Raw genomic sequence first — 25,140 nt, forward strand, 5'->3', positions numbered from 1 at the left:
TATGAATCGGATGCTGCGCTGGGCGGCGGTGCTGTGCATCGCCTTGAGTGTCACCGCCTGCGGCAAGGCCGGGGTCGACGCCAAGCGGATCGAGGCCGCCAAGGCCAGCGACTGGCTCACCTATGGCCGCACCTATGACGAGCAGCGGTTCAGCCCGCTCGACCAGGTCAACAAGGACACGGTTGGGCGCCTGGGCGTGGCCTGGTGGGCCAGCTTCGACACCGACCGCGGCCAGGAGGCGACGCCGCTGGTGGCCGACGGCATCCTCTACACCACCACCACCTGGTCCAAGGTGTTCGCCTTCGACGCCAAGAGCGGCAAGCCGCTGTGGAGCTACGATCCCGAGGTGCCCGGCGAGAAGGGCTTCAACGCCTGCTGCGACGTGGTCAACCGCGGCGTCGCCCTGTGGAAGGGCCGGGCCTATGTCGGAACCCTGGACGGCCGGCTGATCGCGCTAGACGCCAAGACCGGCAAGGTCGCCTGGACCGTGCAGACCACCGACCCCAAGCTGCCCTACACGATCACTGGCGCGCCCCGGGCGATCAAGGGCAAGATCCTGATCGGTAACGGCGGGGCGGAATATCCCGTCCGCGGCTACGTGTCGGCTTATGACGCCGACACCGGCAAGCTGGACTGGCGCTTCCAGATGACCCCCAACCCGACCGGCGCGCCGGACGGCGCGGCCTCCGACAAGATCATGAAGGACGTCGCCTCCAAGACCTGGTCCGACGGCGCCTGGAAGGAGGGCGGCGGCGGGGCCACCCCCTGGGACGCCATCACCTACGACCCCAAGACCGACCTGGTCTACGTCGGCACCGGCAACGCCGGCCCCTGGAACAGCAAGGTCCGCTCGGGCGGCAAGGGCGACAACCTGTTCGCGGCGTCCATCGTGGCGCTGCGGCCCGACACCGGCGAGTACGTCTGGCACTACCAGACCACGCCGCGCGACGACTGGGACTTCGACGCCGTCCAGCACCTGATGGTCGCCGACCTGCCGATCGGCGGCAAGACCCAGCACGTGGTCATGCAGGCCAACAAGAACGGCTTCTTCTATGTGCTGGACGCGGCCACCGGGAAGCTGGTGTCGGCCGACAAGTTCGTGCTGACCACCTGGGCCGACAAGGTCGACCTGGCCACCGGACGGCCGGTCGAGGCGGCGGGCGCGCGCTATGAGAACGGCAAGGAGCAGGAGCAGACCCCCGGCGCGCTTGGCGGCCACAACTGGCAGCCCATGGCCTTCAGCCCGAAGGAGGGGCTGGTCTTCATCCCGGCCCAGACCCTCTACATGGACTACGCCGACCCGAAGGAATTCAAGTTCATCCCCGGCGCGTGGAACCTGGGCCTGGGCCCGGCCACCCTGTCGCCGTCGCATGCCCAGCCGGCGCCGTTCGGCCAGCTGATCGCCTGGGACCCGGTGGCCAAGACGGCGCGCTGGAAGGCCGACTTCGCCGAGCCCTGGCGCAGCGGCGTGCTGGCCACGGCCGGCGGGCTGGTGTTCCACGCGGCCGGCCACAAGTTCATCGCCTTCGACGCCGCCACCGGCAAGGCGCTGTGGAGCTATGACACCGGGGCCGCTCCGATCGCCGCCTCCTCGACCTATTCCATCGATGGCGACCAGTACGTGGCCCTGATGGTGGGGTTCGGCGGGGCCGGCGGCATGGGCGGCGGGGAGCCGCGCCGCAAGGGCCGCCTGCTGGTGTTCAAGCTGGACGCCAAGGTCGTGCCCACGCCGTTCCCGGCTCCGATTGTGCAGCCGCCGCTGGACCTGGCCACGGCCACGCCGTCGAAGGGCGATGTCACCAAGGGCGCGGCGCTGAGCCAGCAGTTCTGCGTCACCTGCCACGGCGCGGGCGGCTACCTGCCGGTGCTTGCGCGCTCGCCGGTAATCTTGGACCCGGTGGGCTTCAAGGCCATCGTGCTGGAGGGCGCCAAGAAGCCCCACGGCATGGCCCCGTTCCGCCGCTTCTTCGACGAAACCAGCGCCGAGGACCTGCGCGCCTACCTGCTGAGCGAGGCCGCCAAGCCCCCGCCGACCGGCGCGCCGCAGATGACCCACGGGCGGTAGGGGCTCCACGGCGGCCAATCCTTCCCCCGCAAGCGGGGGAAACCATTCCCGAGGACCGCAGGTCGAGGGTTGATGGGGGAACGTGCAGGTCAGGCGCGACGTTTTCCCCATTGTCGCCCGCCTTCGGCGTTGGCGACATTTCCCCCGCGAGCGGGGGAAGCCGATGAGCAATGACCGCGCGGGCGATCCTAAGCGAAGTCCCGGGCCAGTTCGGCGCGGGAGGCGGGGGAGAGGCCGGCCAGGTGGCTGTAGCGCTCGTGGCTGCAGCCGATCATGATCCCGGTGCCCGGGTCGCGGAACACCGCGATGTGCCTGGCCTCCAGCGGGAAACGCAGGAAGTGGACCGAGGAGGTCTTGCCGTCCTCCCGCGTGCGCTCGATGTCGCCCTCCGGGACGCCCATCACCTTGTCGGCGCCGATCTGGACGAAGAAGCAGTCCTCGACCCCGCCCAGGCGGTTCAGCACCGCCTCGCGGCGCACCGGATCGTCGATCTCGAACATGATGGTGGCGACCAGTTCCGAACCGTTCGGGATCAGCGGGTTGTAGGCCGCCAGTTCATCGGGGACCTGGGCCGCGCCGCCCTTCTCGATCAGCAGCATCTCCTGCACCTGGAAGAGCATGGTGTCATAGCTCTCGAAGTAGAAGGTGCAGGAGGGGCCGAGCTCGATGCGCCGCAGTCGCTTCACCGGCAGCAGTTCGGCGCGCCAGGTCTTGCGGACCTTGGCGAACTCGGTGTCCGGGATCAGGTCCTCGGGCGCGATCTTGCGCAGGGTGAGCGGCATCACAGGGCTCCGTACGCGCGGGCGAAGATCTCGATGGGATGGGCCTGCCGCGGCGCGGCCTGGCCCTGGGCGGAGGTCTCCGCGGTGAGCAGTTGGCCCAAGTGCTTGCAGGCCAGCGGGCAGTCCGAGCACAGGGTGTCGTTGCCCTTGGCGGCGACCTGGCGGGCGGCGGGACGGCCGACCTTGTTGGCGACCTGGTGGGTCTCCTTCATCACCCCGAAGGTGCCGCCGTGGCCGGAGCAGCGTTCGACCAGCTCCACCCGCGTCTCCGGGATCAGCCGCAGCATCTCGGCCGACTTGGCGCCCATGTTTTGGGCCCGGGCGTGGCAGGCGTGGTGCAGGGTGACACCGCCGGGGACGGGGGTCAGGCCCGCCGCCAGGCCGAAGGTCTTGGAGAGGCCGACGACATATTCGGCGATGTCCTTGGTGGCCGCCGACAGCCGGGCGATGGCCGGGTCCTCAGGCGATATCAGCGGCCACTCGAACTTCATCATCAGGCCGCAGGAGGCGGTCAGCGCGACCACTTCATAGCCGTCGTCGATGTAGGGGGCGAAGGCGGCGGCGACGCGTTCGGCCTTGCCGGCCACGTCCTTCAGGTCGCCGGCCTCCAGCTGCGGCATGCCGCAGCACTCCGGATAGACCAGCTTCACCTCGACGCCCTGCAGCGCCAGCACCCGGGCGGCGGCGACCGCGGTGTCGGGCTCGTTGTAGTCGACGAAGCAGGTGGCATAGAGCGCCACCTTGCGCTGGCCGAACGCCGGGCCGGCCGGGTCGGGCGCCAGCGGGCTCTTCAGCCGGTCGGTGGCGGTCCTGGAATGGTACTTCGGCAACTCGACCTCGGCGTCGATCTTGGCGATCGCCTCCAGCAGCTTGCGCAGCGGGGTGTTCTCTCGCGCCGAGGCCCAGTTGGCGAGGCCGGCGACCGGCTTGGCCAGCTTGCCGTTGCGGTCGGTCTTGCCCAGCTGCTCGCGCACGAACTCGGTCTCGCCGGCGCGGCGCTTGGCGGCCCGGTAGCGCAGGATCAGGTGCGGGATGTCGATGTCGAAGGGGTGCGGCGGGACGTAGGGGCATTTGGTCAGGAAGCACATGTCGCAGAGTGTGCAGGCCTCGGCGACGTGGGCGTGGTCCTTGGCCCCGATGCCGTCGACCTCGCCGGTGGCGCTCTCGTCGATGGCGTCGAACATGCGCGGGAAGCTGTCGCACAGGTTGAAGCAGCGCCGGCAGGTGTGACAGACGTCGAACTGCCGCTGCAGCTCGTCGTGGACCTTGTCCAGGTCATAGTATTCGGCGTCCCGCCACAGGATGGGGCGGCGGAACGGCGCGTCAAGGCTGCCCTCGCGCGGTGGCGCTGTTGGCGTTTCACTCATTCCGTCATCCCGGCCGTAGCGAAGCGGAGAGCCGGGACCCAGGGGCCGCGGCTCTCCCTACTGGGTCCCGGATCGGCCTGCGGCCGTCCGGGATGACGGGTCAGTCCAGCGTGTCGAGGGCGCGCTGGAAGCGGCCGGCGTGGGACTTTTCGGCCTTGGCGAGGGTCTCGAACCAGTCGGCGATCTCGTCGTAGCCTTCCTCGCGGGCGGTGCGCGCCATGCCGGGGTACATGTCGGTATATTCGTGGGTCTCGCCGGCGATGGCGGCCTTGAGGTTGTCGCCGGTCGGGCCGATGGGCAGGCCTGTGGCCGGGTCGCCGACGCTTTCCATGAACTCCAGGTGGCCGTGGGCGTGGCCGGTCTCGCCTTCCGCGGTCGAGCGGAACACCGCGGCCACGTCGTTATAGCCTTCCACGTCGGCCTTCTGGGCGAAGTAGAGATAGCGGCGGTTCGCCTGGCTCTCGCCGGCGAAGGCGGCCTTCAGGTTCTCGATCGTCTTGCTGCTCGCGAGCGACATCTTCATCTCCCTTGGGGCGCCAAGACCCAGCCTCGGCGCCGCGCCGGCGGACTATGGACGCCGGCTCCGGGGGATCAACATGATTAGCTCTATGCTGGCCATCGACCCGCTCTATGGAGCCCAACCGGCGCCTTGCGGGTTCTCCTGGCGAACGCGAAGGAGACGGTCATGGCCGACAACAAGATCCAGGGTGAAGGCGACTACATCTCGGGCAAGAAATACCAGGAGGCCCAGCACGAGTTCGCCGAGAAGGGCCCCGTGGAGCAGAAGGCCCGCGAGGCCGAAGAGGCGCTCGATGGGCCGGAAGGCGCCGAGCTGGAGAAGGCCCGCAGGGAGACCGGCGAAGGCAAGATACGCTAGGCCGATCTCGGACTAGCGATCGCCGCGCAGCAGGAAGTGCCCCGTCAGGCCGGCGACCGGCTGGGCGTGGCTCTCTTGCCAGGCCTCGACCTGGACGTTGGCGATGCGGCGGCCGACCTTGCGCAAGGTGGCGCGGGCATAGGTCTCGACCGCGCGCGCCGGCCGCAGATATTCGATCGTGATGTCGATGGTCTTCGGCACGCGCCTGGCCGGCTGGGCCAGGGCGAGCTGGGCCAGCGCCGTCATCTCCAGGAACGCGCCGATGACCCCGCCGTGCAGCGCCGGGAGCGTCGGGTTGCCGATCAGCGGGGGCGAGAACGGCAGCACCGCGGTCATCTCGTCGCCCGCCATTTCCACCCGCATGCCGAGGAAGCGGACGTAGGGGACGCGCTGCAGGAAGGCGTCCAGGCTCTGGATGGCGGCGTCGTCCATGCCCCTAGCCCCGCGGATTGAGCATGAAGGCCGCCTGGGCGGTGGCGATCAGGTCGCCGCGGTCGACGTCCCAGGCCTCCGCCCGCACGAAGCCGATCGAGCGGGTGGTCTTGTAGCCGAACGCCTCGCAGGTCACCCCGGCCCGCGGCGCGGCCGGTCGCAGGTAGTCGATCCGCAGATCCAGGGTGGCGATCGGGGCCGGGGTCGCGAAGGCGGCGTTGATCGCCAGGCCGCAGGTGTGGTCGATCAGCGCCGTGACCACCCCGCTGGCGATGACGCCGGTGTCGGGGTCGCCGACCAGGTCCTCGCGCCACTCCACCCGCATCGAGCCGCGGCCCTCGCCCACGGAGATCAGGGTCATGCCCAGCGCGTGGGCGTGCGGCACATGCTCGGTCATGCGGGCGGCGAGCGGGGCGTTGTCGTAGCTGTCGGACATGGCGTTCGGGTAGGGGCGTGACGCCCGCGGAAGTCAATCGAAAGAGGCGTGGGCGGAGCCATCGTCGCCGCCCTACATTAGGGTGCGATGATCCGGCCCCAGGACCTGCTCTGCCCCCGGCCCGAGGGGCTCTACTGCGCCCCCGGCGATTTCTACATCGACCCGGTGCGGCCGGTGGACCGCGCGGTGATCACCCACGGCCATGCCGACCACGCCCGCGCCGGCCACGGCGCGGTGCTGGCGACGCCGGAGACCCTGGAGATCATGGGCGAGCGCTACGGCCTGGACTTCGCCGGGGCGCGGCAGGCCGCAGCCTATGGCCAGCCCACGACCCGTGACGACGTCGAGGTGACCCTGGTCCCGGCCGGCCATGTGCTGGGCTCCGCCCAGGCCGTGGTGCGCTGGAAGGGCCTGACGATGGTGGTGAGCGGCGACTACAAGCGCCGGCGCGACCCGACCTGCCCGCCGTTCGAGCCGATCCCCTGCGACGTGTTCATCTCCGAGGCCACATTCGGCCTGCCGGTGTTCCGCCATCCGGACGACCGCGAGGAGATCGCGCGCCTGCTGCGCTCGGTGGCCCAGTTCCCGGAGCGCAGCCACCTCGTCGGCGCCTATGCGCTGGGCAAGGCGCAGCGGATCATCCGGCTGCTGCGAGAGGCCGGCTGGGACCAGGTCATCCACGTCCACGGCGCCCTGGAACGGCTGAACGCGCTCTATGGGCGGCATGGCATCGAGCTCGGCCCGCTCGAGCCGGCGACGACGGCCCGGAAGGCGGACTTCGCCGGCGCCATCGTCATCGCCCCGCCCTCCGCGCTGCAGGACCGCTGGAGCCGGCGGTTTCCCGATCCGGTGGGCGCCTTCGCCTCGGGCTGGATGCAGATCCGCGCGCGGGCCCGCCAGCGGGGCGTGGAGCTGCCGCTGGTGATCTCCGACCACGCCGACTGGGACGAGCTGACCGCCACGGTCGAGGAGCTGCGGCCAGGCGAGCTGTGGATCACCCACGGCCGCGAGGAGGCCCTTGCCCGCTGGGCCACCCTGCACGACATCCCGGCCCGGGCGCTGGCCTTGGTGGGGTACGAGGACGAGGGGGATGACTGACAGCCTGATTCCGCCCATCCCAGCGCGGGCTTCCTGATGCGCGCCTTCGCCGACCTGCTGGACCGGCTGTCGCTGACGTCCTCCCGCAACGCCAAGCTGACGATGGTGCGGGATTATCTGCGCGCGACGCCGGATCCGGACCGGGGCTGGGCCCTGGCGGCCCTGACCGGCGAGCTCAGCTTCGATGCGGTCAAGCCGGCGTTCATCCGCAAGGCCGTCGAGGCGCGGATGGACCCCCAGCTGTTCGCTTGGTCCTACGACTATGTGGGCGACCTGGCCGAGGCGGTCTCCCTGGTCTGGCCCGCCCAGCCCGGGGCCAACCGCGAGCCGGACCTGTCGGAGGTGATCGAGGGGTTGCGGACCGCCACCCGCGCCGAGGCCCAGGGGCGGATCGAGGCCTGGCTGGACGCCCTGCCGCAGGCGCGGGAACGCTGGGCGCTGCTGAAGCTGGTGACCGGCGGCTTGCGGGTCGGGCTGTCGGCCCGGCTGGCCAAGCAGGCGACGGCCGACCTCGGCGACGTCCCAGTGGCCGAGGTCGAGGAGCTGTGGCACGCACTCCGGCCGCCCTACGAGGACCTGTTCGCCTGGCTGGAGGGGCGCTCGGAGAAGCCGTCGTCGGCGAACCCGGCCCGCTTCCGGCCGGCGATGCTGGCCCAGGCGATCGACGAGGCGGTGGACTTCGGCAAGCTGGACCCGACCGCCTATGCCGCCGAGTGGAAATGGGACGGCATCCGGGTGCAGGCGGCGCACGAGGGCGGCCAGCGGCGGCTCTACACGCGGACCGGCGACGACATCTCGCGCACCTTCCCCGACATCCTGGACGCGCTGACCGACGACGGCGTGATCGACGGCGAGCTGCTGGTGATCCGCGACGGCAAGGTGGCGCCCTTCGCCGACCTGCAGCAGCGGCTGAACCGCAAGACCGTGGACGCCAGGCTGATGGCGGCCTTCCCGGCGGCGATCCGCGCCTACGACCTGTTGCAGGAAGGCGCGCATGACATGCGCCCCCGGCCGTTCGTCGAGCGGCGACGCAGGCTGGAGGCCTTCGTGGCGCGTCAGGCCAGCCCGCGGATCGACCTGTCGCCGGTGCAGCCGTTCGCGACCTGGGCGGAATTGGCGGCGCTGCGCGCCCGGCCGCCCGAAGGCGACCCGCAGATCGCCGAAGGGCTGATGCTGAAGCGCTGGGATTCGATCTACGAGGCCGGGCGGCCGAAGGGGCCCTGGTTCAAGTGGAAGCGCGACCCGTTCCTGGTGGACGCCGTGCTGATGTACGCCCAGCGCGGCCACGGCAAGCGGTCGAGCTACTACTCCGACTACACCTTCGGCGTGTGGACGCAGGACGCCGCCGGCCAGCGCAGCCTGACCCCGGTGGGCAAGGCCTATTTCGGCTTCACCGACGAGGAGTTGCTGGCGATCGATAAGTTCGTCCGCGACAACACCGTCGAACGGTTCGGCCCGGTCCGCTCAGTCCGCGCCGAGCCGCACCACGGCCTGGTGTTCGAGGTGGCGTTCGAGGGGCTGCAACGCTCGACCCGGCACAAGTCCGGGGTGGCCATGCGCTTCCCGCGCATCCACCGCATCCGCTGGGACAAGCCCCCCGGCGAGGCGGACGAGATCGCGGCCCTGGAGCGGCTGCTGGTGCAGATGGAAGGGCGTTGATCTCTCCCCGTTAAGGGAGGGAAATGGTTTCCAGGAACGCCTTCAGATCCCCGCCCTCGAACAGCAAGCCGCGGATGCCCGCGCGCAGCGCCGCCTCCAGGTCGGACGGCTTGTCGCCGATCAGCAGGGAGGCTTCGCGGTCGATGGGCCAGTCGGCCAAGGCCTGGAGGATCATGCCGGGGTTAGGCTTACGCAGTGGCGGATCGGGGTGGCGGTAGGCGGCGGCCTCGGCGTCAGGGTGCTGGGGGGCGTGGTAGAAGGCGTCGATGTGGGCCCCGGCCGTGGCCAGGTCGGCGGCCATGGCGGCGTGCAGGGCATGCACGGCGTCTTCCGTGTAGAAGCCGCGGCCCACCCCCGACTGGTTGGTCACCACGATCACCAGCCAGCCGGCGCGGTTGAAGGCGGCGACGGCCTCCCGCGCGCCGGGAATCCAGCGGAAGTCCTCCCAGCGGTAGACATAGCCCTGGTCCTCGTTCAGCACGCCGTCGCGGTCGAGGAAGAGCGCCGGGCGCTGGATCGGGTCCGTCGGGGAAGCGGGCACCGCCGGACTATAGCGGCTGGCGGCGAGGGGACGGATTTCAAAAGCGCGAATTCTGCGCCAAGACTCGCGGGCCCCATCACCGCGAGGTCCGGTTGGCCGACGTCCTGACGCTGCACGACCTGAAGGTCGACTTCGAGACCCATGACGGGGCGGTGCGCGCGGTGCGCGGCGTGTCCCTTTCGGTCGGGCGCGGCGAGACCCTGGGGGTGGTCGGCGAGAGCGGGTCGGGCAAGAGCCAGACCTTCATGGCGGTGATGGGCCTGCTGGCCCAGAACGGCCGCGCCTCCGGCTCGGCGACGCTGCATGGCCAGGAGTTGCTGGGACTGAAGACCCGCGAGCTCAACCGGTTGCGCGGCTCGAAGATGACCATGATCTTCCAGGACCCGCTGACCGCGCTGACCCCGCACGTGCGGATCGGCGAGCAGATCGCCGAGCCCCTGCGCCTGCACCTGGGGCTCGGCCGCGCGCAGGCCGACGCGCAGGCGCTCGAATGGCTGGAGAAGGTGCGCATCCCCGACGCGCGCCGGCGCATGCGGCAGTACCCGCACGAGCTGTCGGGTGGCATGCGCCAGCGGGTGATGATCGCCGCGGCCATGGCGCCGGGACCCGAACTGCTGATCGCCGACGAGCCCACCACCGCGCTGGACGTCACGGTGCAGGCCGAAATCCTGGACCTGATGGCCGAGTTGCAGCGCGACACCGGGACCGCCATGGTGCTGATCACCCACGACATGGGCGTGATCGCGCGGCTGGCCGACCGGGTCTGTGTGATGAAGGACGGCGCCTATGCGGAGGCTGGGCCGGTGGGGGACATCTTCGCCCGGCCGCGGACGGACTATACCCGCGCCCTGCTGGCGGCGATCCCGCGCCTGGACCGCGCCGACCGGGGCGGACGGCCGCAGATCGCGCCGGTGGCGGCCGATGCGCCGACGGTGGTCGAGGGGCGCGACGTGAAGGTGCATTTTCCCGTCCGCGACGGCTGGTTCGGCCATCCGCGGATGCTGCGGGCGGTCGACGGCGTGTCGTTCGCGGTGCGGCAGGGCGAGACCCTGGGCGTGGTCGGCGAGAGCGGGTCGGGCAAGTCCACCCTGGCGCGGGCGGTGCTGAACCTGCTGCCGGCCACGGCCGGGGCGGTGACGCTGATGGGCCGCGACATCACCCACGCCGAGCGCGAGGCGATGCGGGCGGCCCGGAAAGATCTGCAGATCGTGTTCCAGGACCCGCTGGCCAGCCTCGACCCGCGGATGACCGTCGGCACGTCGATCGCCGAGCCGCTGACCGCGTTCCGGCCCGAGCTGAACGGCGCGGCGCGCGAAGCCGAGGTGAGGGCGACGATGGCGCGGGTGGAGCTGGATCCGGCGCTGATCAACCGCTATCCGCACGAGCTGTCGGGCGGCCAGAACCAGCGGGTGGGGATCGCCCGGGCGATGATCCTGCGGCCCCGACTGGTGATCTGCGACGAGGCGGTGTCGGCGCTGGACGTCTCGATCCGCGCCCAGATCATCGACCTGCTGATCCAGCTGCAGGCGCAGATGGGCCTGGCGATGATCTTCATCAGCCACGACCTGGCGGTGGTGCGCGAGATCAGCCACCGGGTGCTGGTGCTGTACCTGGGCCGGGTGATGGAGCTGGCCGACCGCGACACCATCTGGCAGGCGCCGCAGCACCCCTACACCAAGGCCCTGCTGTCGGCCGCCCCGATCCCCGACCCGGCCGTCGAACGCACGCGGGTGCGGCTGAAGCTCACCGGCGAGCCGCCCAGCTCGATGGACCCGGACGCCGCGTTCCGGTTCGCGCCCTCGCGGCGGGCGGGCGGCCAGGCGCCGGCCCTGCGCGAGGTGGCGGCCGGGCACCTGGTCTCGGAGTTCGACGCCGAGTCTCCTCTCCCCCGCGAAGCGAGAGGGAGAGGGTAGGGAGAGGGCCGGCGCGTGAGAACGTGATCCGCCGTTGGTCCAGCCAAGATCCCATCACGGCGCCACGGCGGATCCTTGGGCTGCCAACGGGAGAGATTCAGACGCTCAGCCGACCCTCTCCCTCTCCGCTTCGCGGGGGGAGAGGAAGCGAAGATTGCCCCGACGAACCGGCGCCGTTAGGTTGCGCGCCTTCTGGAACCCCGGCCTCTCCCATGACCCTCGCCTTCGACGACATCCTCGCCGCCCAAGCGCGGCTGAAGGGTCATATTGAGCGAACGCCCTGCCGGTACTCCCGCACCCTGTCGGAGATCACCGGCGCCCAGGTCTGGGTGAAGTTCGAGAACCTGCAGTTCACGGCGGCCTACAAGGAGCGCGGCGCGCTGAACAAGCTGCTGCAACTGGGCGACAATGTGAAGGCCCGCGGGGTGATCGCCGCCTCGGCCGGCAACCATAGCCAGGGGCTGGCCTACCACGCTGCGCGGCTGGGCATCCCGGTGACCATCGTCATGCCCAAGGCGACGCCGTTCATGAAGGTGCAGCAGACCCGCGCCCACGGGGCCGAGGTGGTGATCGAGGGCGACGGCTATGACGAGGCTGCTGCCAAGGCGCGGTCGATCTGCGACGAGCGCGAACTGACCTTCGTCCACCCGTTCGACGACCTGGACGTGATGGCCGGCCAGGGCACGGTGGCGCTGGAGATGCTGGAGGACGTGCCGGACCTGGAGGTGTTGCCGATCCCGATCGGCGGCGGCGGGCTGATCGCCGGCATGGCGACGGCGGCCAAGCACCTGAACAAGGACATCCGGATCATCGGCCTGGAGCCGGCGATCATCCCCTCGTTCACCGCCAAGATGCGCGGCGTGAAGACGGCGCAAAACGGCGGCGCCTCGACCATCGCCGAGGGGATCGCTGTGAAGTCGGTGGGCGAGCTGACCTATGCCGTCGCGCGGCCGCTGATCGATGAGGTGCTGCTGATCGAGGAGCCCTATTTCGAGCGCGGCATCGCCCTCTACTGCAACGTCGAGAAGACCGTGGCCGAGGGCGCCGGGGCCGCGTCGCTGGCGGCGCTGCTGGCCTATCCGGACAAGTTCCGCGGCAAGAAATGCGGCCTGGTGATCACCGGCGGCAATATCGACACCCGCCTACTGGCCTCGGTGCTCACCCGCGAACTGGTGCGCGAGAGCCGGATCGTCTCGCTCAGGATCATCGGCGACGACCGGCCGGGCCTGCTGGCCAATGTCTCGATGATCATCGGCCAGATGGGCGCCAACATCATCGAGGTGGCGCACAACCGCCTGGCCCTGGACGTGCCGGCCAAGGGCGCCGAATTCGACGTGATGATCGAGACCCGCGACGCCCAGCACACCCAGGAGGTCATGGACGCCCTGCGCGACCGCGGCTATCCGCCCCGAGTCGTGTGAACCCGTTGTCTGAGAGAGCGACCATGAAGCGTTTGGCAGTCCTGTTGGCGGCGGCCCTGGCGCTGGGCGCCTGCCACCCGAAGCCCAAGCCGGCGGCGCCCGGCGCGCCCGTGGCGCAGTCGGAGGCCAGCAAGGCCTTCATGGCGAAGATGGACAAGCAGGCCGGCGTCACGGTCCTGCCGTCCGGCCTGGCCTACAAGATCGTCCACACCGGCCCGGCCACCGGGCTGCACCCGCACAAGGGCGACGAGATCAAGGTGCACTACGAGGGCAAGCTGGAGAACGGCACGGTGTTCGACAGCTCGTATGAGCGCGGCCAGCCGGCCGCGATGCCGCTGGATCACCTGGTCCCCGGCTGGGAGGAGGCGTTGCAATTGATGCGCCCCGGCGACGAGTGGATCCTCTATGTGCCGTCCAACCTGGGCTATGGCGACGCCGGGGCCGGCGGCACGATCCCGCCCGGCGCGCCGCTGACCTTTCGCATCGAACTGATCGACGTCCTGCCCGGGCCCGGGCGCATCCAGCAAGGCTGACTCCGATGAAGCGTCTGTTCCTCGCCGCCGCGTTGATGGGCATCGCCCTCACCGCCCAGGCCGCCACGCCGGCCCCCATCGCCCAGGCCCCCATCGCCCAGGCCTTGGCCGATCCGTCCCGCGCCGAGGACGTCGCCCGCGACGGGCTGCGCCATGCCGCCGAACTGCTGAGCTTCATGGAGGTGAGGCCGGGCCAGAAGGTCGCCGACCTGATCCCCGGCGGCGGCTATTTCACCCGCCTGTTGAGCAAGGTCGTGGGGCCCAAGGGCAAGGTCTATGCGGTGTTCCCGAAGGAATACCTCAGCGAGGGGGACGGCGAGGTCAAGAAACTGCAGGCCCAGGCGGCCGATCCCAAGTGGGCCAACATCATTGTCATCGTCGAACCGGCCGCCGCCTTCGCCGCGCCCGAGCGCCTGGACATGGTCTGGACCTCGCAGAACTACCACGACTACCCGGACAAGTTCATGGGCCCGACCGACCCCAAGCTGCTGAACGCGGCGGTCTACAAGGCGCTGAAACCGGGCGGGCTGTTCGTGATCGTCGACCACGCCGCCCAGGTCGGCTCGGGACTGCGCGACACCGAGACCCTGCACCGGATCGACGAGGCCACGGTAAAGGCCCAGGTACTGGCCGCCGGCTTCGAGTTCGTCGGCGAGAGCCCGGTGCTGCGCAACCCGGAAGACGCCCGCACCCTGCTGGTGTTCGATAAGGCGATCCGCGGCAAGACCGACCAGTTCGCCTTCAAGTTCCGCAAGCCGAAGACCGCGCGCTGAGCGACCCCCGCCGGCCGGGCTCTACAACCGCCCCACCGCCAGGATCGGCCCGCCGCCCGCGCCCTGGACCAGCACGACGCGCTTCAGCGAGGGGTCGCCGGCGGGCGCGGCAAAGGTGGCCGCCGTTCCGGTCCAACTGCCCAGGCGCTTCAGGGTGCGGACGACATTGCGTTGCGGCAGAGTCTTGCCGCCGTTCTCGCCGGCCTTCACCGGCACCTGGATGACGCGCGGATCGTAGCTGACCAGCCAGACGTCGGCGCCGCGGCGCGGCGCGATGCCCGCGCTGATGCTGACCTGGCCGGCCGCCGCCGTCACCGTGGCGGTCGGCTGGGTGCGGCCCCGGGCGATCAGGTCGTCGACGGCGCGGGGCGTGTTGCCCACCCCGGCCGACCGGCCGCCGGCCACCACCTCGGGCGTATAGGCCCCGCCGCCCAGGGCCTTGGCGTAGGCCACCTGGCGGTCGGTGAACTCGGGGCGGGCGAAGGTGTCCTTCCAGCCCAGGTGGTCCCAGTAGGTGACGTTGAAGCTGAGCGCGATCACGTCCGGCCGGTCGGCGACCTTGGCCACCGCGACGTCGGCCGGCGGGCAGGACGAGCAGCCCTGGCTGGTGAACAGCTCGACCACGGTGGGCTGCGCGGGCTGGGCCTGGGCGGCGGCGGCCAGGGCCATCACGGCGGCGGCGCTGAGAAGGGTGCGGTGCAGGTTCATGGGACCTAGTTCGCGGCAGACCGCGGCGAGGTTACGCCCCCAGGGCGATATTTCCGACTCCGCCCCCCCTCTCCTCCCCCGAACCGTAGAGTTCGGGGGAGGTGGCTCGGCGCAGCACGCGACGGAGGGGGCGCGAAGCTCCATCCGCGGAGCCTGAGGCCTCGCGCCCCATCCGTCGGCTTCGCCGCCACCTCCCCCATCCCCTTCGGGACAGGGGAGGAGCGAACGAAAAGGGCGGCCGCATCGCTGCGGCCGCCCCCGTCATGTCGAACGCGCCGGCGGGCTAGGCCGCCGGCTTGGCCAGGCTGCGGAGCACGTAGTTCAGCACGCCGCCGTTCTTGAAGTACTCGAGCTCCATCGGCGTATCGATGCGGCAGCGGACCGGGAAGCGGGCGATGCGGCCGTCCGAGGGGCGGTACATCTCGACGATCAGCTGCTTGCGGGGCGCCAGCTCTGTCAGACCGCGGATCGTGACGATCTCCTCGCCCGTCAGGCCCAGCTTGTGCCAGCCTTCCTGCAGGAACTGCAGCGGCAGCACGCCCATGCCCACCAGGTTCGAGCGGTGGATGCGCTCGAAGCTTTCGGCCACCACGGCGCGGACGCCCAGCAGCTTGGTGCCCTTGGCGGCCCAGTCGCGCGACGAGCCGGTGCCGTATTCCTTGCCCGCGAAGATCACCAGCGGACGGCCTTCGCCCTGGTAGCGCATGGCCGCGTCATAGATCGACATCTGGTCGCCGGACGGGAAGTGCTTGGTCACGCCCCCTTCGACATCAGGGGTGATCCGGTTGCGGATGCGGATGTTGGCGAAGGTGCCGCGCATCATCACGTTGTGGTTGCCGCGCCGGGCGCCATAGCCGTTGAAGTCCGACACCGGCACCTGGCGGTCGATCAGATAGGCGCCGGCCGGGGTATTGGCCCGGAACGAGCCCGCCGGCGAGATGTGATCGGTGGTGATCGAGTCGCCGAACACCCCCAGGACGCGGGCCTCGACGATGTCGACGACCGGCGTCGGCTCCATCTTCAGCCCCTCGAAGTACGGCGGGTTGGCGACGTAGGTCGAGGTCATGTCCCAGTCGTAGGTCTGGCCGCCCTTGACCTTGATGCCCTGCCAGTTCTTGTCGCCCTTGAAGACGTCGGCGTAGCGGGTGGCGAACATCTTGCTGGTGACGTTCTTGCGCTGCAGCGCGGTCACCTCGGCCGTCGTCGGCCAGATGTCCTTCAGGTAGACCGGCTTGCCGTCCTTGCCCTCACCCAGCGGCTCGGTGGTCAGGTCGATGTTCATCGAGCCGGCCAGCGCATAGGCCACCACCAGCGGCGGCGAGGCCAGGTAGTTGGCTCGCGTGTCCGGGTTCACGCGGCCTTCGAAGTTGCGGTTGCCCGAGGTGACCGAGCAGACCACCACGTCGTTCTTCTGGACCGACTCGGAGATCGCCACGGCCAGCGGGCCGGAGTTGCCGATGCAGGTGGTGCAGCCGTAGCCCACCAGGTTGAAGCCCAGCGCATCCAGCGACTTGGTCAGGCCGGCGGACTTCAGATAGTCGGTGACCACCTGCGATCCAGGCGCCAGCGAGGTCTTGACCCAAGGCTTCACGGTCAGGCCCTTTTCGAGGGCCTTCTTGGCCACCAGGCCCGCGGCGATCAGCACGCCGGGGTTGGAGGTGTTGGTGCAGGAGGTGATGGCCGCGATGACCACGTCGCCGTTGCCGATGTCGTAGTTCTCGCCCTCGACCTTGAAGCGATCGGTCAGGGTGCCCGGCTTGCCGAACATCTCGCCTTCCATCGCGCCCTTGAACTCGGCGGCGGCGGAGGTCAGCTCCACCCGGTCCTGCGGGCGCTTGGGGCCGGCCATCGACGGCACGACGGTCGCCATGTCCAGCTCAAGGGTGTCGGTGAACACCGGATCCGGATCGCTCGGCTCGCGCCACATGCCTTGGGCCTTGGCGTAGGCCTCGACCAGGGCGACCCGCTCGGGCGCCCGGTTGGTGGCGGCCAGGTAGTCGATGGTGGCTTGCGTCACCGGGAAGAAGCCGCAGGTGGCGCCATATTCCGGGGCCATGTTGGCGATCGTCGCCTGGTCTTCCAGGGTCATCTTCGCCAGGCCAGGGCCGTAGAATTCGACGAACTTGCCGACCACGCCGCGCTTGCGCAGCATCTGGGTGACGGTCAGCACCAGGTCGGTGGCCGTCGTGCCTTCCTTCAGCTCACCGTCCAGCTTGAAGCCGATCACCTCGGGGATCAGCATCGGGATCGGCTGGCCCAGCATGGCCGCTTCCGCCTCGATGCCGCCCACGCCCCAGCCCAGCACCGCCAGGCCGTTGATCATGGTGGTGTGGCTGTCGGTGCCGACCACGGTGTCGGGGTAGGCCACTTCCTGGCCTTCATCGGCGTTGGTCCACACCGTCTGGGCCAGGTATTCCAGGTTCACCTGGTGACAAATCCCTGTGCCGGGCGGCACGACGCGGAAATTGTTGAAGGCCGAGGAGCCCCACCGCAGGAAGTTGTAGCGCTCGATATTGCGCTCGTACTCGCGGTCGACGTTCGCGCCGAACGCCTTGGCGTTGCCGAAGAAGTCCACCATCACCGAGTGGTCGATGACCAGGTCGACGGGGTTCAGCGGGTTTATCAGGTCCGGGTTGCCGCCCAGCGCGGTCATGGCGTCGCGCATGGCGGCCAGGTCGACCACCGCCGGTACGCCGGTGAAGTCCTGCATCAGCACCCGGGCGGGCCGGAAGCTGATCTCGTGCTCGACCGAGCCTCGGTTCACGGCCCAGGCGGCGACCGCCTTTAGGTCGTCGGCGGTCACCGTGTCGTTGTCTTCGTTGCGGAGCAGGTTCTCGAGAAGCACCTTCATCGAGATCGGCAGCGTCGAAATACCGGTCAGACCGGCTTCCTCGGCGGCGGGGAGGCTGTAGTAAGCGTAGGTCTTGTCGCCCACCGTCAGCATACGGCGGGTCTTAAGGGTGTCCACGGACGCCATCTTTGGAGATCCTTTCTCTGTTCCCTGCCGCCAAAGCCCCCCGGACGGATCGCGCGCTCCATCAGAGACGGACACACAGCGTTCGTCTCCGCGCGGCGTTGATACCCCCCGGCAGCGGCAGCCGCTTCGTTCATAGACCCGTGGTTCTGCCGCGTCCATGCGCCGCACTGCGAAGCTTTCCAAAAGGTTGGGCCAGCGCTTGATCACGCAGCTTGTGCTCAAGGGCTGCGCCATCCGCCGCGGCGGGCGCCTGTTGTTCGACGGCGTGGACCTGGAGCTGGCCGCGGGGGAGGCCTGCGCGCTCACCGGGGCCAACGGATCGGGCAAGACCAGCCTGCTGCGCGCGGTGGCCGGACTGGTGCGGCTGGAGGCCGGGGAGATCGGGTTCGGGGCCATGGATCCGGCCGAGGCGCGCGGGGACGGCCTGCACCTGGTGGGTCACGCCGACGGGCTGAAGGCGGCCCGGACGGCGCGCGAGGAACTGGCGTTCTGGAGCCGGTGGTGCGGCGGCGGGGCGATCGGCGAGGCGGCCGAGGCGCTGGAACTGACCACCCTGCTGGACCTTGAGGTGCGGCGGCTGTCGGCGGGGCAGCGACGGCGCCTGGCCCTGGCTCGGCTGCTGGCTGCGCCGCGGCCGCTGTGCTGCTGGACGAGCCGCTGAGCCCACTGGACGCCCGCTGGCGCGAGGGGTTCGGCGTCCTGATGGCCCGGCATCTGGCCGGGGGTGGCATGATCGTCGCCGCCGTCCACGACCCGCTGCCGATCGCCGCCAAGCGCCTGGAGCTCTCGGCGTGAGCCCTCCTACGCCAAGGCTTCGGAGGGCAAACATGCGTCTTTCGAAGCTCCTGAAGGGAGCGAAGTAGGATGAGCCGGCTCTCCGCCCTGCTGTCGCGCGAGACGGCGCTGGCCTGGGGCCGCGGCGGCGGGCCGCTGGTGGCGGTGGGCTTCTACGCCGGGGTCGCCACCCTGCTGCCGCTGGCGATCGGGCCGGAGCCGGCGCGGCTGGCCGCCATCGCGCCCGGCGCGGCCTGGGTGGCCCTGGCGCTGGCGTCGCTGCTGTCCCTGGAGCGGCTGTTCGAGCGCGACTACGAGGATGGGGCGCTGGACCTGCTGACCCTGTCGCCCACCCCGCTCGAGCTGACCTGCTTTATCAAGTGCGTCGGTCAGTGGCTGGCGACCGGCGCGCCGCTGGCGGTCGCCGCGCCCATCGCCGCCATCGCGCTGGGCGCCAAGCCCGACCTCGCCCCGCTGATCTTCGCCTGCGCCCTGCTGGGCGGCGTGGCCTTCGCCTTCGTGGGCGGGATCGGGGCGGCGCTCAGCCTGGGCGCGCGGCGCGGCGGCCTGCTGACCGCGGTGATCGTGCTGCCGCTGTTCGTACCCCCGGTGATCTTCGGCGGCGGCGCCCTGGACGCCTTCTCCAGCGGCCTGCCGTGGGTCTCCGGCTTCGCCCTGCTCGGCGCCTATGCCGCCCTGGCGGTGGCGCTGGGGCCCCTGGCGATGGCGGCCGCGTGCCGGAACGCGCTGTCGTGACGCCACCGCCCCGCCCGGCTGTGGCATGTGCGGGCGGCTTGCCCGGCGGGCGCGCGAACTCTATGCGAGACGCATGAACTGGGCGCCCGCCTTCCTCGCCAATCCCGAGCGCTTCATGGCGTTCTCGCGCTGGGCGGCCCCGCTGTTCGGCGTCATCGCTGCCGTGCTGGCCGTGGTCGGCCTTTACCTGGGCTTCACCGCTCCGGAGGATTACCAGCAGGGCCAGACCGTGCGGATCATGTTCATCCATGTGCCGGCCGCCTGGCTGGCCAGCTTCATCTACCTCTGCCTGGGCGTGGCCAGCTTCCTGTCGCTGATCTTCCGCCATGCCCTGGCCGACGCCGCCGCCCAGGCCGCCGCCCCGCTGGGCGCGGCCTTCACCCTGCTGGCCCTGGTCACCGGCTCGCTGTGGGGGCGGCCGATGTGGGGCGCCTTCTGGGTGTGGGACGCGCGGCTGACCTCGGTGCTGGTGCTGTTCCTGCTGTACGTCGCCTACATCGCGCTGCGGGCCTCGATGGACGACGAGGCCAAGGCCGCCCGCGCCGCGGCGATCCTGGCCCTGGTCGGCGCGGTCAACCTGCCGATCGTCCACTACAGCGTCGACTGGTGGAACACCCTGCACCAGGGCGCCTCGGTGTTCAAAAAGGGCGGATCGAGCCTGGCCCCGGTGTTCCTGCATCCGCTGCTGATCATGGGCCTGGCCTATCTCTCGGCGTTCGGCTCGCTGTGGCTGGTGGGCATCCGCGGCGAGGTCTGGCGCCGGCGCGCCGAGGCCGCGGCGCTGCGCGCGGCGAAGGCCTGAGGCATGTTCGCCTTCAAGTACGCCGAGTTCATCGTCCCGGCCTTCGTGGTCACCGCCGTGGTCTTCGTGGCGATGATCGGCTTGTCGCTGAACCACGCCCGGCGCTGGCGCAAGCGCTACGAGGAGCTGTCCAGAAAGTGAGCCGCTGGATCGCCGCCCTGCCGCTTGTCGCGCTGCTGGCGCTGGGCGCGCTGTTCTATTTCTTCGCCCTGCGGCACGACCCGCACTACCAGCCCAGGACCCTGGTGGGCCGCGAGATCCCCGACCTCACCCTCCCGGACCTGGCCGGCGGCCGGCCGGTGCGGCTGCGCGAGGCCGTGGCCGACGGGCCGATCATCGTCAACTTCTTCGCCTCCTGGTGCGCCCCCTGCGAGATCGAGCATCCGGTGCTGATGGGCCTGAAGGGCGAGAAGGTCCGGCTGGTCGGCGTCGCCTACAAGGACGCCCCGCCCAACACCCAGGCGCTGTTGACCCGGCTGGGCGACCCCTACGTCCAGGCCCTGGTGGACCGCGACGGCCGGGCCGGGGTGGAGTTCGGCGTCACCGGCGTGCCGGAGACCTATGTCATCGGGCGCGGCGGCAAGGTGCTGGCCAAGCACACCGGCCCGCTCACCGAGCCGGAGGCCGATGTGCTGGCGAAACTGGCGCGTTAACCGGGCATTGAGCTGGGAGGGTCAAGTTGAGCCCGCAAGTTAACCATGTTCGGCGCGCCGTGAACCCGATCCGCCCCTCCGCCCAGCCGCCGACCAGCCTGACCCCCATGGCCGGCCCGGCCCAGGACGCCGCCAAGCTGGCCGCCCAGAGGGCGTTCTTCGCGATGGTGTCGGGCCAGGCCCAACCAGCCGCCGTCGCCCAGGCCGCCGCCCCGCAGGCGGCCGCCCCAGCGGTCCGCGCCGTGATGCGCGCCGCCGTCCAGCCGGCCGAGCCGCCGCAGAAGATCATGCGGCCCGGCTCGCTGTTCGACATCCGGGTCTGAGGCCCGGACGCGGGGACCACAGCCAAGCTGTCCCCGCCAGGTCTCCGACCCGCGCACCGGCCGCGCCTGGCTGTCGAAGCTCATGCCGCGTCCGGCAGGCCCCAGACGCCGTCCCAGTCGGCCGGCGGCGGCCGGCGGGCCAGGTCCTGGGCGCGCTCGAGCATCAGCACCGAGGGCCGGTCGGTGGGATCGGCCGCCACCGCCTCGCGGAACGCAGCGATCGCCTCGCGCCAGCGCCGGCGCGCCAGCAGGTCGCGGCCCCGGCCATAGGGCTCCAGCGCCGGCGAGGGCGTCTCGTCGGTAAGCACCTGGAACAGCTTGGCCGGCCGCTGGCGGCCACGCACCCGTAGGGTATCCAGCTCGCGAAGCGGCACGGCGCCGTCCAGGGCCCGGGCGGTCGCCTCGCAGACGATCACCCCCACCTGGTACAGCTTGGTCAGCTGCTGCAGGCGCGACGCCAGGTTCACGCTGTCGCCGATCACCGTGTAGTCCATCCGCTTCAGCGAGCCGATGGTGCCGGCCACCACCTCGCCGCTGGCGATGCCGACCCCCAGGGTCAGCTCCTCGCGCCCGCGGTGGCGGCGGCGCACGTTCAGGGCGGCGACCATGCGCATCATGCTGACCGCGCTCTCCACGGCGTTCTGCGGGTCGCGGGCGCTCGGCAGCGGCGCGCCGTAGACGGCCATCACCGCGTCGCCCAGGAACTTGTCCAGCACGCCGTCGCTGGCGGACACCGCCTCGACCAGGTCGGTGAAGATCTCGTTGAGCATGTCCACCGTCTCGCGCGGCTGCAGGGTCTCGGCCAGCGAGGTGAAGTTGCGGATGTCGGCGAACAGGACGCTGGCGCGGCAGGCGGTGCCGAACAGCAGCTCGTCCTCGTCGTGCTCCATGACCTGGTCGACGACCTTCTGGCTCATGAAACGGCGCATGGCCGCCTGCATGCGCTTGCCCTCGCTGATGTCCTCGATGAGGATCAGCACGCCGGCCGGGCCCTGATCGCCCACCAGCGGCACGATGGAGAGGTTGGCGGAGATCGTCTCGCCGGCCGCCGTGCGGACGTCGGCGTCCAGCAGGGTCTTGGGCCGGCCGCTGACGCCCACGGCCTGGATCTCGGCCAGCAGGCCGGGATTGCTGGCCTCCAGCCAGGCGTGCACGTCGACGCCATCCAGGCTGTCGACCGGCGCCTCCAGGATCCGCGCGGCGGCCGGGTTCAGCTTGGCCGCGCGCACCTCCCGGTCGAGGGTGACCACGCCGCTCGACATCGAGCGCAGGATGCTCTGGTTATAGTTCCGCTCGGCCGCCACCTCCGAGAACAGGATGGCGTTGTCGATGGCCACGGCGGCCTGGGCGGCGAACGCGCTCATCCGCTCCAGGTCGGCGGTGTCGAACCGCCCGCCGTCCAGCCGGTTCAGGGCCTGCATTACCCCCAGGCGGCGGCCGTCGCGGGCCGTCACCGGGACCGTCAGCACGCCCTGGGTGCGATAGCCGGTGGCGGCGTCCACATCGCGGTTGAAGCGCGCGTCCTCATAGGCGTCCGACAGGTTCACCGCCTCGCCGTGAGTGAACACCCAGCCCGCCAGCCCTTCGGTCGACGGGAAGCGGATCTGCCGCTCGTCCAGCCCCTCGGCGACCACCGACCACAGCTCACCGGTCTTGGCGTCGTGCAGGAACAGCGAGCCGCGGTCGGCGCGGATCACCTTGGAGGTGACCTCGACCACCTTGGCCAGCAGCGCCTCCAGCTGCATCTCGCTGGTGATCGAGATGTTGACGTCCAGCAGGCGGCGCAGGTCGCCGTTCGCCTGGGCCTCGGTCTTGATCGCCACGCTCCAGCGCTCGGCCAGGATCACCAGCTGCGAGAACAGCAGCAGCAGCATGCCGATCGGCAGCAGGTTGAGGCCGAAGATCTGCGGGAAGCCGACGTTGCTGACCAGGTCGGTGTAGATGATGCTGGCCACCATCGCGCCCAGGCCGAACAGGAACAGGATCGCCCCGTCGCGGCGGCGGAAGCAGGCAGCGGTCACCACGCCCACGATGTAGATCAGCAGGATCGTGCGGAACACGACCGCGGCCTGCGAATAGTGCGACAGCAGCAGGATGTCGCCGGTCACGCCGATGATCGCGTAGATCGCGAACCGCACGGCGTTGATCGCCTGCAGCGCGATGTAGGGCAGCCTGGGGCTCTCCTGCGGGAACAGCTCGTGGGTATAGGCCAGGGCCATGGTCAGGGCCGCGGCGGCTGTCAGGTACTGCACCACCATCATCACCCCGAAGTCGAGGTTCGGCATGGCGACCAGCAGCAGGTTGTCGTGGCTCATGGTGGCCACCAGCGGCAGCAGCAGGGCGCAGCCGGAGGCCAGGTAGAGCGAGGCCCGGTCCTCGGTCCGGAACACGAACACCACCGCCCCCAGGCAGGCCAGCAGCAGCAGCGACGTCGCCAGCAGCAGGCTGCGCAGCCAGTCGAACAGCAGCCAGTGGCTCACCGGATCGGCCAGGCCGAACACCGGCGCCTCCGGCATGCCGTTGTCCTTGTGGTGGAAGGTCGAGGCGTCGATCTGCAGGTTCAGGTCCCCGCCGTCCGTCATGATCGGCAGGTTCTGGGCGCGGCTGTAGTAGCGGCTGGTCGCCGCGGTGACGCCGAAGTCCCCGCGCTCCGACACCAGCCGCCCGTTCACGAACACCCGCAGGCCGGCGTAGGCCTTGGGGACGAAGAGGGTGTAGCTGCCGGCGGGCAGGTCGCGAAGGCGCAGGAAATAGGACGCCGCGCCGCTCTCCGTCAGCGTGTGGCCGCCGACCTTGACCCCGGCCCATCCGCCGGGGACCGGCAGCACCAGGTGCGCGCCGGCCGCCGGCCCCGAGCGCCAGATCGCCCGCCAGTCGCCGTCGAGCTCGACCGGGGCCTTGAGCGGACCCCGGCCGGCATAGCTGACCACCCCGTCCCGCGCCTTCGGCGCGCTGTGGTCGATAAGGTCGACGAAGAACGGCGCGCAGACGCCGCAGAGCGCGATCAGCACCAGGATGGCGAGGCCAAGCCGGCGGCCCTGGGTTCGCCCCGCCGATCCCCGGACAGCTGCGGCCTGGCGGGCCTGCGACGACATGCGAATTTCCCCCCCCGGGACTATCGCATGCGGTTTCCGGCGATGTCACCGTCGCGCTGGCGAGGTCTCACAACGGCTTCAGCTTGTTCACATGCCCCATCTTGCGCCCGGGCTTGGCGTCGCGCTTGCCGTAGAGATGCAGCCGGGTCTCCGGCTCATGGGCCAGGCGGGGCCAGGCGTCGGCCTCATCGCCCAGCAGGTTCAGCATCTCCACCCGGTGGTGGGCGGCGGTCGGCCCCAGCGGCCAGCCGGCGACGGCGCGGATGTGCTGTTCGAACTGGTCGACCTCGCAGCCGTCCTGGGTCCAGTGGCCGGTGTTGTGGACGCGCGGCGCGATCTCGTTGACCAGCAGGCGGCCATCGCGCATCTCGAACAGCTCGATCCCCACCACGCCCACATAGTCGAGGCCCTGCAGGATGCGCGCGGCGATCCGCTCGGCCTGGTCGGCCAGGGCCGGGGAAACGGTGGCCGGGGCCAGGCTGCGGCGCAGGATGCCGCCCTCATGGTGGTTCTCGGCCAGGGGATAGATGGCCGTCGCGCCGTCGCGGCCGCGGGCGGCGATGATCGACAGCTCGCGCACGAAGTCGGCCGGCGCCTCCAGGATCACCGGCACGCCGCCCAGGGCCTTGAACGCGGCGGCGGCGTCCGGGGCGTGCTCCACCCAGCGCTGGCCCTTGCCGTCATAGCCCTCGCGCCGGGTCTTCATCAGCACGGGCGGGCCCATCTCGGCGGCCACGGCCACGGCCTGCTCGGCGCTGGCGGCGGAGGCGAAGGCGACGGTGGGTGCGCCGCTCGCGTTCAGGAACTGCTTCTCGGCCACCCGGTCCTGGGCCACGGCCAGGGCTTCCGGGCCCGGAGCGACGACCACGCCAAGCGACTGCAGGGTCAGCACCGCCTCAGCCGGCACGTTCTCGAACTCATAGGTGACGACGTTGGCCAGGGCGGCCAGCTGCGCCAGCGCGGCGGGGTCGGCGTAGGCGCCGACGATGCAGTGGGCGGCGACGCGCCCGGCCGGGCTGTCGGCGTCGCGCTCCAGCACGGCCACGTCGAACCCCAGGCGCGCGGCGGCCAGGGCCAGCATGCGGCCCAGCTGCCCGCCCCCCAGGATGCCGAGGGTCGAGCCGGGCGGAAGCGGAAACTGCGGCATCGCCACGT

At 70.6% G+C, this 25,140-nt stretch carries 23 protein-coding genes and 1 pseudogene; 14 read left to right on the forward strand and 10 right to left on the reverse strand.

Annotation, left to right across the window (positions count from 1 at the left end):
• The first annotated feature begins 1 nt into the window (after position 1).
• On the forward strand, positions 2-2,065 hold the full coding sequence (locus Q0R13_RS01005) for a PQQ-dependent dehydrogenase, methanol/ethanol family (protein ID WP_293898115.1): 2,064 nt from the start codon (positions 2-4) through the stop codon (positions 2,063-2,065).
• Positions 2,066-2,253: 188 nt separating this feature from the next.
• Here Q0R13_RS01005 and Q0R13_RS01010 read toward each other — a convergent pair whose 3' ends face one another.
• The 3 genes from Q0R13_RS01010 to Q0R13_RS01020 form a co-directional block, all read right to left on the reverse strand.
• Complete coding sequence (locus Q0R13_RS01010) at positions 2,254-2,847, reverse strand: DUF3501 family protein (RefSeq protein WP_293898118.1); 594 nt, start codon at positions 2,845-2,847, stop codon at positions 2,254-2,256.
• A complete protein-coding gene (locus tag Q0R13_RS01015; protein ID WP_293898121.1) occupies positions 2,847-4,214 on the reverse strand; it encodes a heterodisulfide reductase-related iron-sulfur binding cluster in 1,368 nt (455 codons plus the stop codon). The genes Q0R13_RS01010 and Q0R13_RS01015 overlap by 1 nt, the downstream gene beginning before the upstream one ends.
• Positions 4,215-4,314: 100 nt before the next feature.
• On the reverse strand, positions 4,315-4,731 hold the full coding sequence (locus tag Q0R13_RS01020) for a rubrerythrin family protein (RefSeq protein ID WP_293898124.1): 417 nt from the start codon (positions 4,729-4,731) through the stop codon (positions 4,315-4,317).
• 168 nt (positions 4,732-4,899) lie between these two features.
• On the opposite strand from Q0R13_RS01020, the gene Q0R13_RS01025 reads away from it, so the two are divergent.
• Positions 4,900-5,091: a hypothetical protein gene (locus Q0R13_RS01025; protein ID WP_293898127.1), complete on the forward strand. Its 192-nt coding sequence runs from the start codon at positions 4,900-4,902 to the stop codon at positions 5,089-5,091.
• A 12-nt stretch (positions 5,092-5,103) separates the two neighbouring features.
• Here Q0R13_RS01025 and Q0R13_RS01030 read toward each other — a convergent pair whose 3' ends face one another.
• Entirely contained in the window at positions 5,104-5,523 is a 420-nt protein-coding gene (locus tag Q0R13_RS01030; protein WP_293898130.1) for a PaaI family thioesterase, read from the reverse strand.
• A gap of 4 nt (positions 5,524-5,527) precedes the next feature.
• Positions 5,528-5,959: a PaaI family thioesterase gene (locus tag Q0R13_RS01035; protein ID WP_293898133.1), complete on the reverse strand. Its 432-nt coding sequence runs from the start codon at positions 5,957-5,959 to the stop codon at positions 5,528-5,530.
• Between the two features lie 87 nt (positions 5,960-6,046).
• On the opposite strand from Q0R13_RS01035, the gene Q0R13_RS01040 reads away from it, so the two are divergent.
• Both Q0R13_RS01040 and Q0R13_RS01045 read left to right on the forward strand, forming a co-directional pair.
• Positions 6,047-7,057: a ligase-associated DNA damage response exonuclease gene (locus Q0R13_RS01040; protein ID WP_293898136.1), complete on the forward strand. Its 1,011-nt coding sequence runs from the start codon at positions 6,047-6,049 to the stop codon at positions 7,055-7,057.
• A gap of 36 nt (positions 7,058-7,093) precedes the next feature.
• Positions 7,094-8,716, forward strand: a complete 1,623-nt coding sequence (locus tag Q0R13_RS01045; RefSeq protein ID WP_293898139.1) for a cisplatin damage response ATP-dependent DNA ligase — start codon at positions 7,094-7,096, stop codon at positions 8,714-8,716.
• A gap of 10 nt (positions 8,717-8,726) precedes the next feature.
• Here the strand turns inward: Q0R13_RS01045 and Q0R13_RS01050 are convergent, their stop codons facing one another.
• The gene (locus Q0R13_RS01050) at positions 8,727-9,257 is read right to left on the reverse strand and encodes an HAD family hydrolase (RefSeq protein WP_293898141.1); all 531 of its coding nucleotides are present in this window, start codon (positions 9,255-9,257) and stop codon (positions 8,727-8,729) included.
• 92 nt (positions 9,258-9,349) lie between these two features.
• On the opposite strand from Q0R13_RS01050, the gene Q0R13_RS01055 reads away from it, so the two are divergent.
• From Q0R13_RS01055 to Q0R13_RS01070, 4 genes are all read left to right on the forward strand, one after another.
• Positions 9,350-11,170, forward strand: coding sequence for a dipeptide ABC transporter ATP-binding protein (locus Q0R13_RS01055; RefSeq protein WP_293898144.1), 1,821 nt, complete (start codon positions 9,350-9,352; stop codon positions 11,168-11,170).
• Positions 11,171-11,382: 212 nt separating this feature from the next.
• On the forward strand, positions 11,383-12,591 hold the full coding sequence (locus Q0R13_RS01060; RefSeq protein ID WP_293898147.1) for a threonine ammonia-lyase: 1,209 nt from the start codon (positions 11,383-11,385) through the stop codon (positions 12,589-12,591).
• A gap of 23 nt (positions 12,592-12,614) precedes the next feature.
• Entirely contained in the window at positions 12,615-13,124 is a 510-nt protein-coding gene (locus Q0R13_RS01065; RefSeq protein ID WP_293898150.1) for an FKBP-type peptidyl-prolyl cis-trans isomerase, read from the forward strand.
• Positions 13,125-13,129: 5 nt separating this feature from the next.
• Entirely contained in the window at positions 13,130-13,897 is a 768-nt protein-coding gene (locus Q0R13_RS01070; RefSeq protein ID WP_293898153.1) for a methyltransferase, read from the forward strand.
• Between the two features lie 21 nt (positions 13,898-13,918).
• Here Q0R13_RS01070 and Q0R13_RS01075 read toward each other — a convergent pair whose 3' ends face one another.
• Both Q0R13_RS01075 and acnA read right to left on the reverse strand, forming a co-directional pair.
• Entirely contained in the window at positions 13,919-14,605 is a 687-nt protein-coding gene (locus Q0R13_RS01075) for a thioredoxin family protein (protein WP_293898156.1), read from the reverse strand.
• Between the two features lie 283 nt (positions 14,606-14,888).
• Complete coding sequence (gene acnA / locus Q0R13_RS01080) at positions 14,889-17,582, reverse strand: aconitate hydratase AcnA (RefSeq protein ID WP_293898158.1); 2,694 nt, start codon at positions 17,580-17,582, stop codon at positions 14,889-14,891.
• Between the two features lie 199 nt (positions 17,583-17,781).
• Between acnA and ccmA the strand changes: the two are divergent.
• From ccmA to Q0R13_RS01110, 6 genes and pseudogenes are all read left to right on the forward strand, one after another.
• Positions 17,782-18,377, forward strand: a pseudogene (gene ccmA / locus Q0R13_RS01085) (heme ABC exporter ATP-binding protein CcmA).
• A gap of 69 nt (positions 18,378-18,446) precedes the next feature.
• Complete coding sequence (gene ccmB / locus Q0R13_RS01090) at positions 18,447-19,112, forward strand: heme exporter protein CcmB (RefSeq protein ID WP_293898161.1); 666 nt, start codon at positions 18,447-18,449, stop codon at positions 19,110-19,112.
• A 73-nt stretch (positions 19,113-19,185) separates the two neighbouring features.
• Positions 19,186-19,914: a heme ABC transporter permease CcmC gene (ccmC, locus tag Q0R13_RS01095; RefSeq protein WP_293898164.1), complete on the forward strand. Its 729-nt coding sequence runs from the start codon at positions 19,186-19,188 to the stop codon at positions 19,912-19,914.
• 3 nt (positions 19,915-19,917) lie between these two features.
• Entirely contained in the window at positions 19,918-20,055 is a 138-nt protein-coding gene (ccmD, locus tag Q0R13_RS01100) for a heme exporter protein CcmD (protein WP_293898166.1), read from the forward strand.
• A complete protein-coding gene (locus Q0R13_RS01105) occupies positions 20,052-20,567 on the forward strand; it encodes a redoxin family protein (RefSeq protein WP_293898169.1) in 516 nt (171 codons plus the stop codon). Before ccmD ends, Q0R13_RS01105 begins: the two co-directional genes overlap by 4 nt.
• Before the next feature lie 26 nt (positions 20,568-20,593).
• Positions 20,594-20,890, forward strand: coding sequence for a hypothetical protein (locus Q0R13_RS01110; protein WP_293898172.1), 297 nt, complete (start codon positions 20,594-20,596; stop codon positions 20,888-20,890).
• Between the two features lie 80 nt (positions 20,891-20,970).
• Here the strand turns inward: Q0R13_RS01110 and Q0R13_RS01115 are convergent, their stop codons facing one another.
• Both Q0R13_RS01115 and Q0R13_RS01120 read right to left on the reverse strand, forming a co-directional pair.
• Complete coding sequence (locus Q0R13_RS01115; protein ID WP_293898175.1) at positions 20,971-23,985, reverse strand: adenylate/guanylate cyclase domain-containing protein; 3,015 nt, start codon at positions 23,983-23,985, stop codon at positions 20,971-20,973.
• Between the two features lie 67 nt (positions 23,986-24,052).
• Positions 24,053-25,132, reverse strand: a complete 1,080-nt coding sequence (locus Q0R13_RS01120) for a 5-(carboxyamino)imidazole ribonucleotide synthase (RefSeq protein ID WP_293898178.1) — start codon at positions 25,130-25,132, stop codon at positions 24,053-24,055.
• Positions 25,133-25,140 lie beyond the last annotated feature (8 nt).

Origin of the sequence: Phenylobacterium sp., from assembly GCF_025351295.1 — a bacterium.
Classification (GTDB): domain Bacteria; phylum Pseudomonadota; class Alphaproteobacteria; order Caulobacterales; family Caulobacteraceae; genus Phenylobacterium.

Bases quoted from the DNA above. Each gene is read 5' to 3' on its own strand.
- Q0R13_RS01035 (WP_293898133.1), bottom strand. From the start codon at position 5,959: ATGTCCGACAGCTACGACAACGCCCCGCTCGCCGCCCGCATGACCGAG.
- Q0R13_RS01005 (WP_293898115.1), top strand. From the start codon at position 2: ATGAATCGGATGCTGCGCTGGGCGGCGGTGCTGTGCATCGCCTTGAGT.
- Q0R13_RS01120 (WP_293898178.1), bottom strand. From the start codon at position 25,132: ATGCCGCAGTTTCCGCTTCCGCCCGGCTCGACCCTCGGCATCCTGGGG.
- ccmD (WP_293898166.1), top strand. From the start codon at position 19,918: ATGTTCGCCTTCAAGTACGCCGAGTTCATCGTCCCGGCCTTCGTGGTC.
- Q0R13_RS01070 (WP_293898153.1), top strand. From the start codon at position 13,130: ATGAAGCGTCTGTTCCTCGCCGCCGCGTTGATGGGCATCGCCCTCACC.
- Q0R13_RS01060 (WP_293898147.1), top strand. From the start codon at position 11,383: ATGACCCTCGCCTTCGACGACATCCTCGCCGCCCAAGCGCGGCTGAAG.
- Q0R13_RS01075 (WP_293898156.1), bottom strand. From the start codon at position 14,605: ATGAACCTGCACCGCACCCTTCTCAGCGCCGCCGCCGTGATGGCCCTG.
- Q0R13_RS01065 (WP_293898150.1), top strand. From the start codon at position 12,615: ATGAAGCGTTTGGCAGTCCTGTTGGCGGCGGCCCTGGCGCTGGGCGCC.
- ccmC (WP_293898164.1), top strand. From the start codon at position 19,186: ATGAACTGGGCGCCCGCCTTCCTCGCCAATCCCGAGCGCTTCATGGCG.
- Q0R13_RS01045 (WP_293898139.1), top strand. From the start codon at position 7,094: ATGCGCGCCTTCGCCGACCTGCTGGACCGGCTGTCGCTGACGTCCTCC.
- Q0R13_RS01020 (WP_293898124.1), bottom strand. From the start codon at position 4,731: ATGTCGCTCGCGAGCAGCAAGACGATCGAGAACCTGAAGGCCGCCTTC.
- Q0R13_RS01030 (WP_293898130.1), bottom strand. From the start codon at position 5,523: ATGGACGACGCCGCCATCCAGAGCCTGGACGCCTTCCTGCAGCGCGTC.
- Q0R13_RS01115 (WP_293898175.1), bottom strand. From the start codon at position 23,985: ATGTCGTCGCAGGCCCGCCAGGCCGCAGCTGTCCGGGGATCGGCGGGG.
- acnA (WP_293898158.1), bottom strand. From the start codon at position 17,582: ATGGCGTCCGTGGACACCCTTAAGACCCGCCGTATGCTGACGGTGGGC.
- Q0R13_RS01025 (WP_293898127.1), top strand. From the start codon at position 4,900: ATGGCCGACAACAAGATCCAGGGTGAAGGCGACTACATCTCGGGCAAG.
- Q0R13_RS01010 (WP_293898118.1), bottom strand. From the start codon at position 2,847: ATGCCGCTCACCCTGCGCAAGATCGCGCCCGAGGACCTGATCCCGGAC.
- Q0R13_RS01015 (WP_293898121.1), bottom strand. From the start codon at position 4,214: ATGAGTGAAACGCCAACAGCGCCACCGCGCGAGGGCAGCCTTGACGCG.
- Q0R13_RS01040 (WP_293898136.1), top strand. From the start codon at position 6,047: ATGATCCGGCCCCAGGACCTGCTCTGCCCCCGGCCCGAGGGGCTCTAC.
- ccmB (WP_293898161.1), top strand. From the start codon at position 18,447: ATGAGCCGGCTCTCCGCCCTGCTGTCGCGCGAGACGGCGCTGGCCTGG.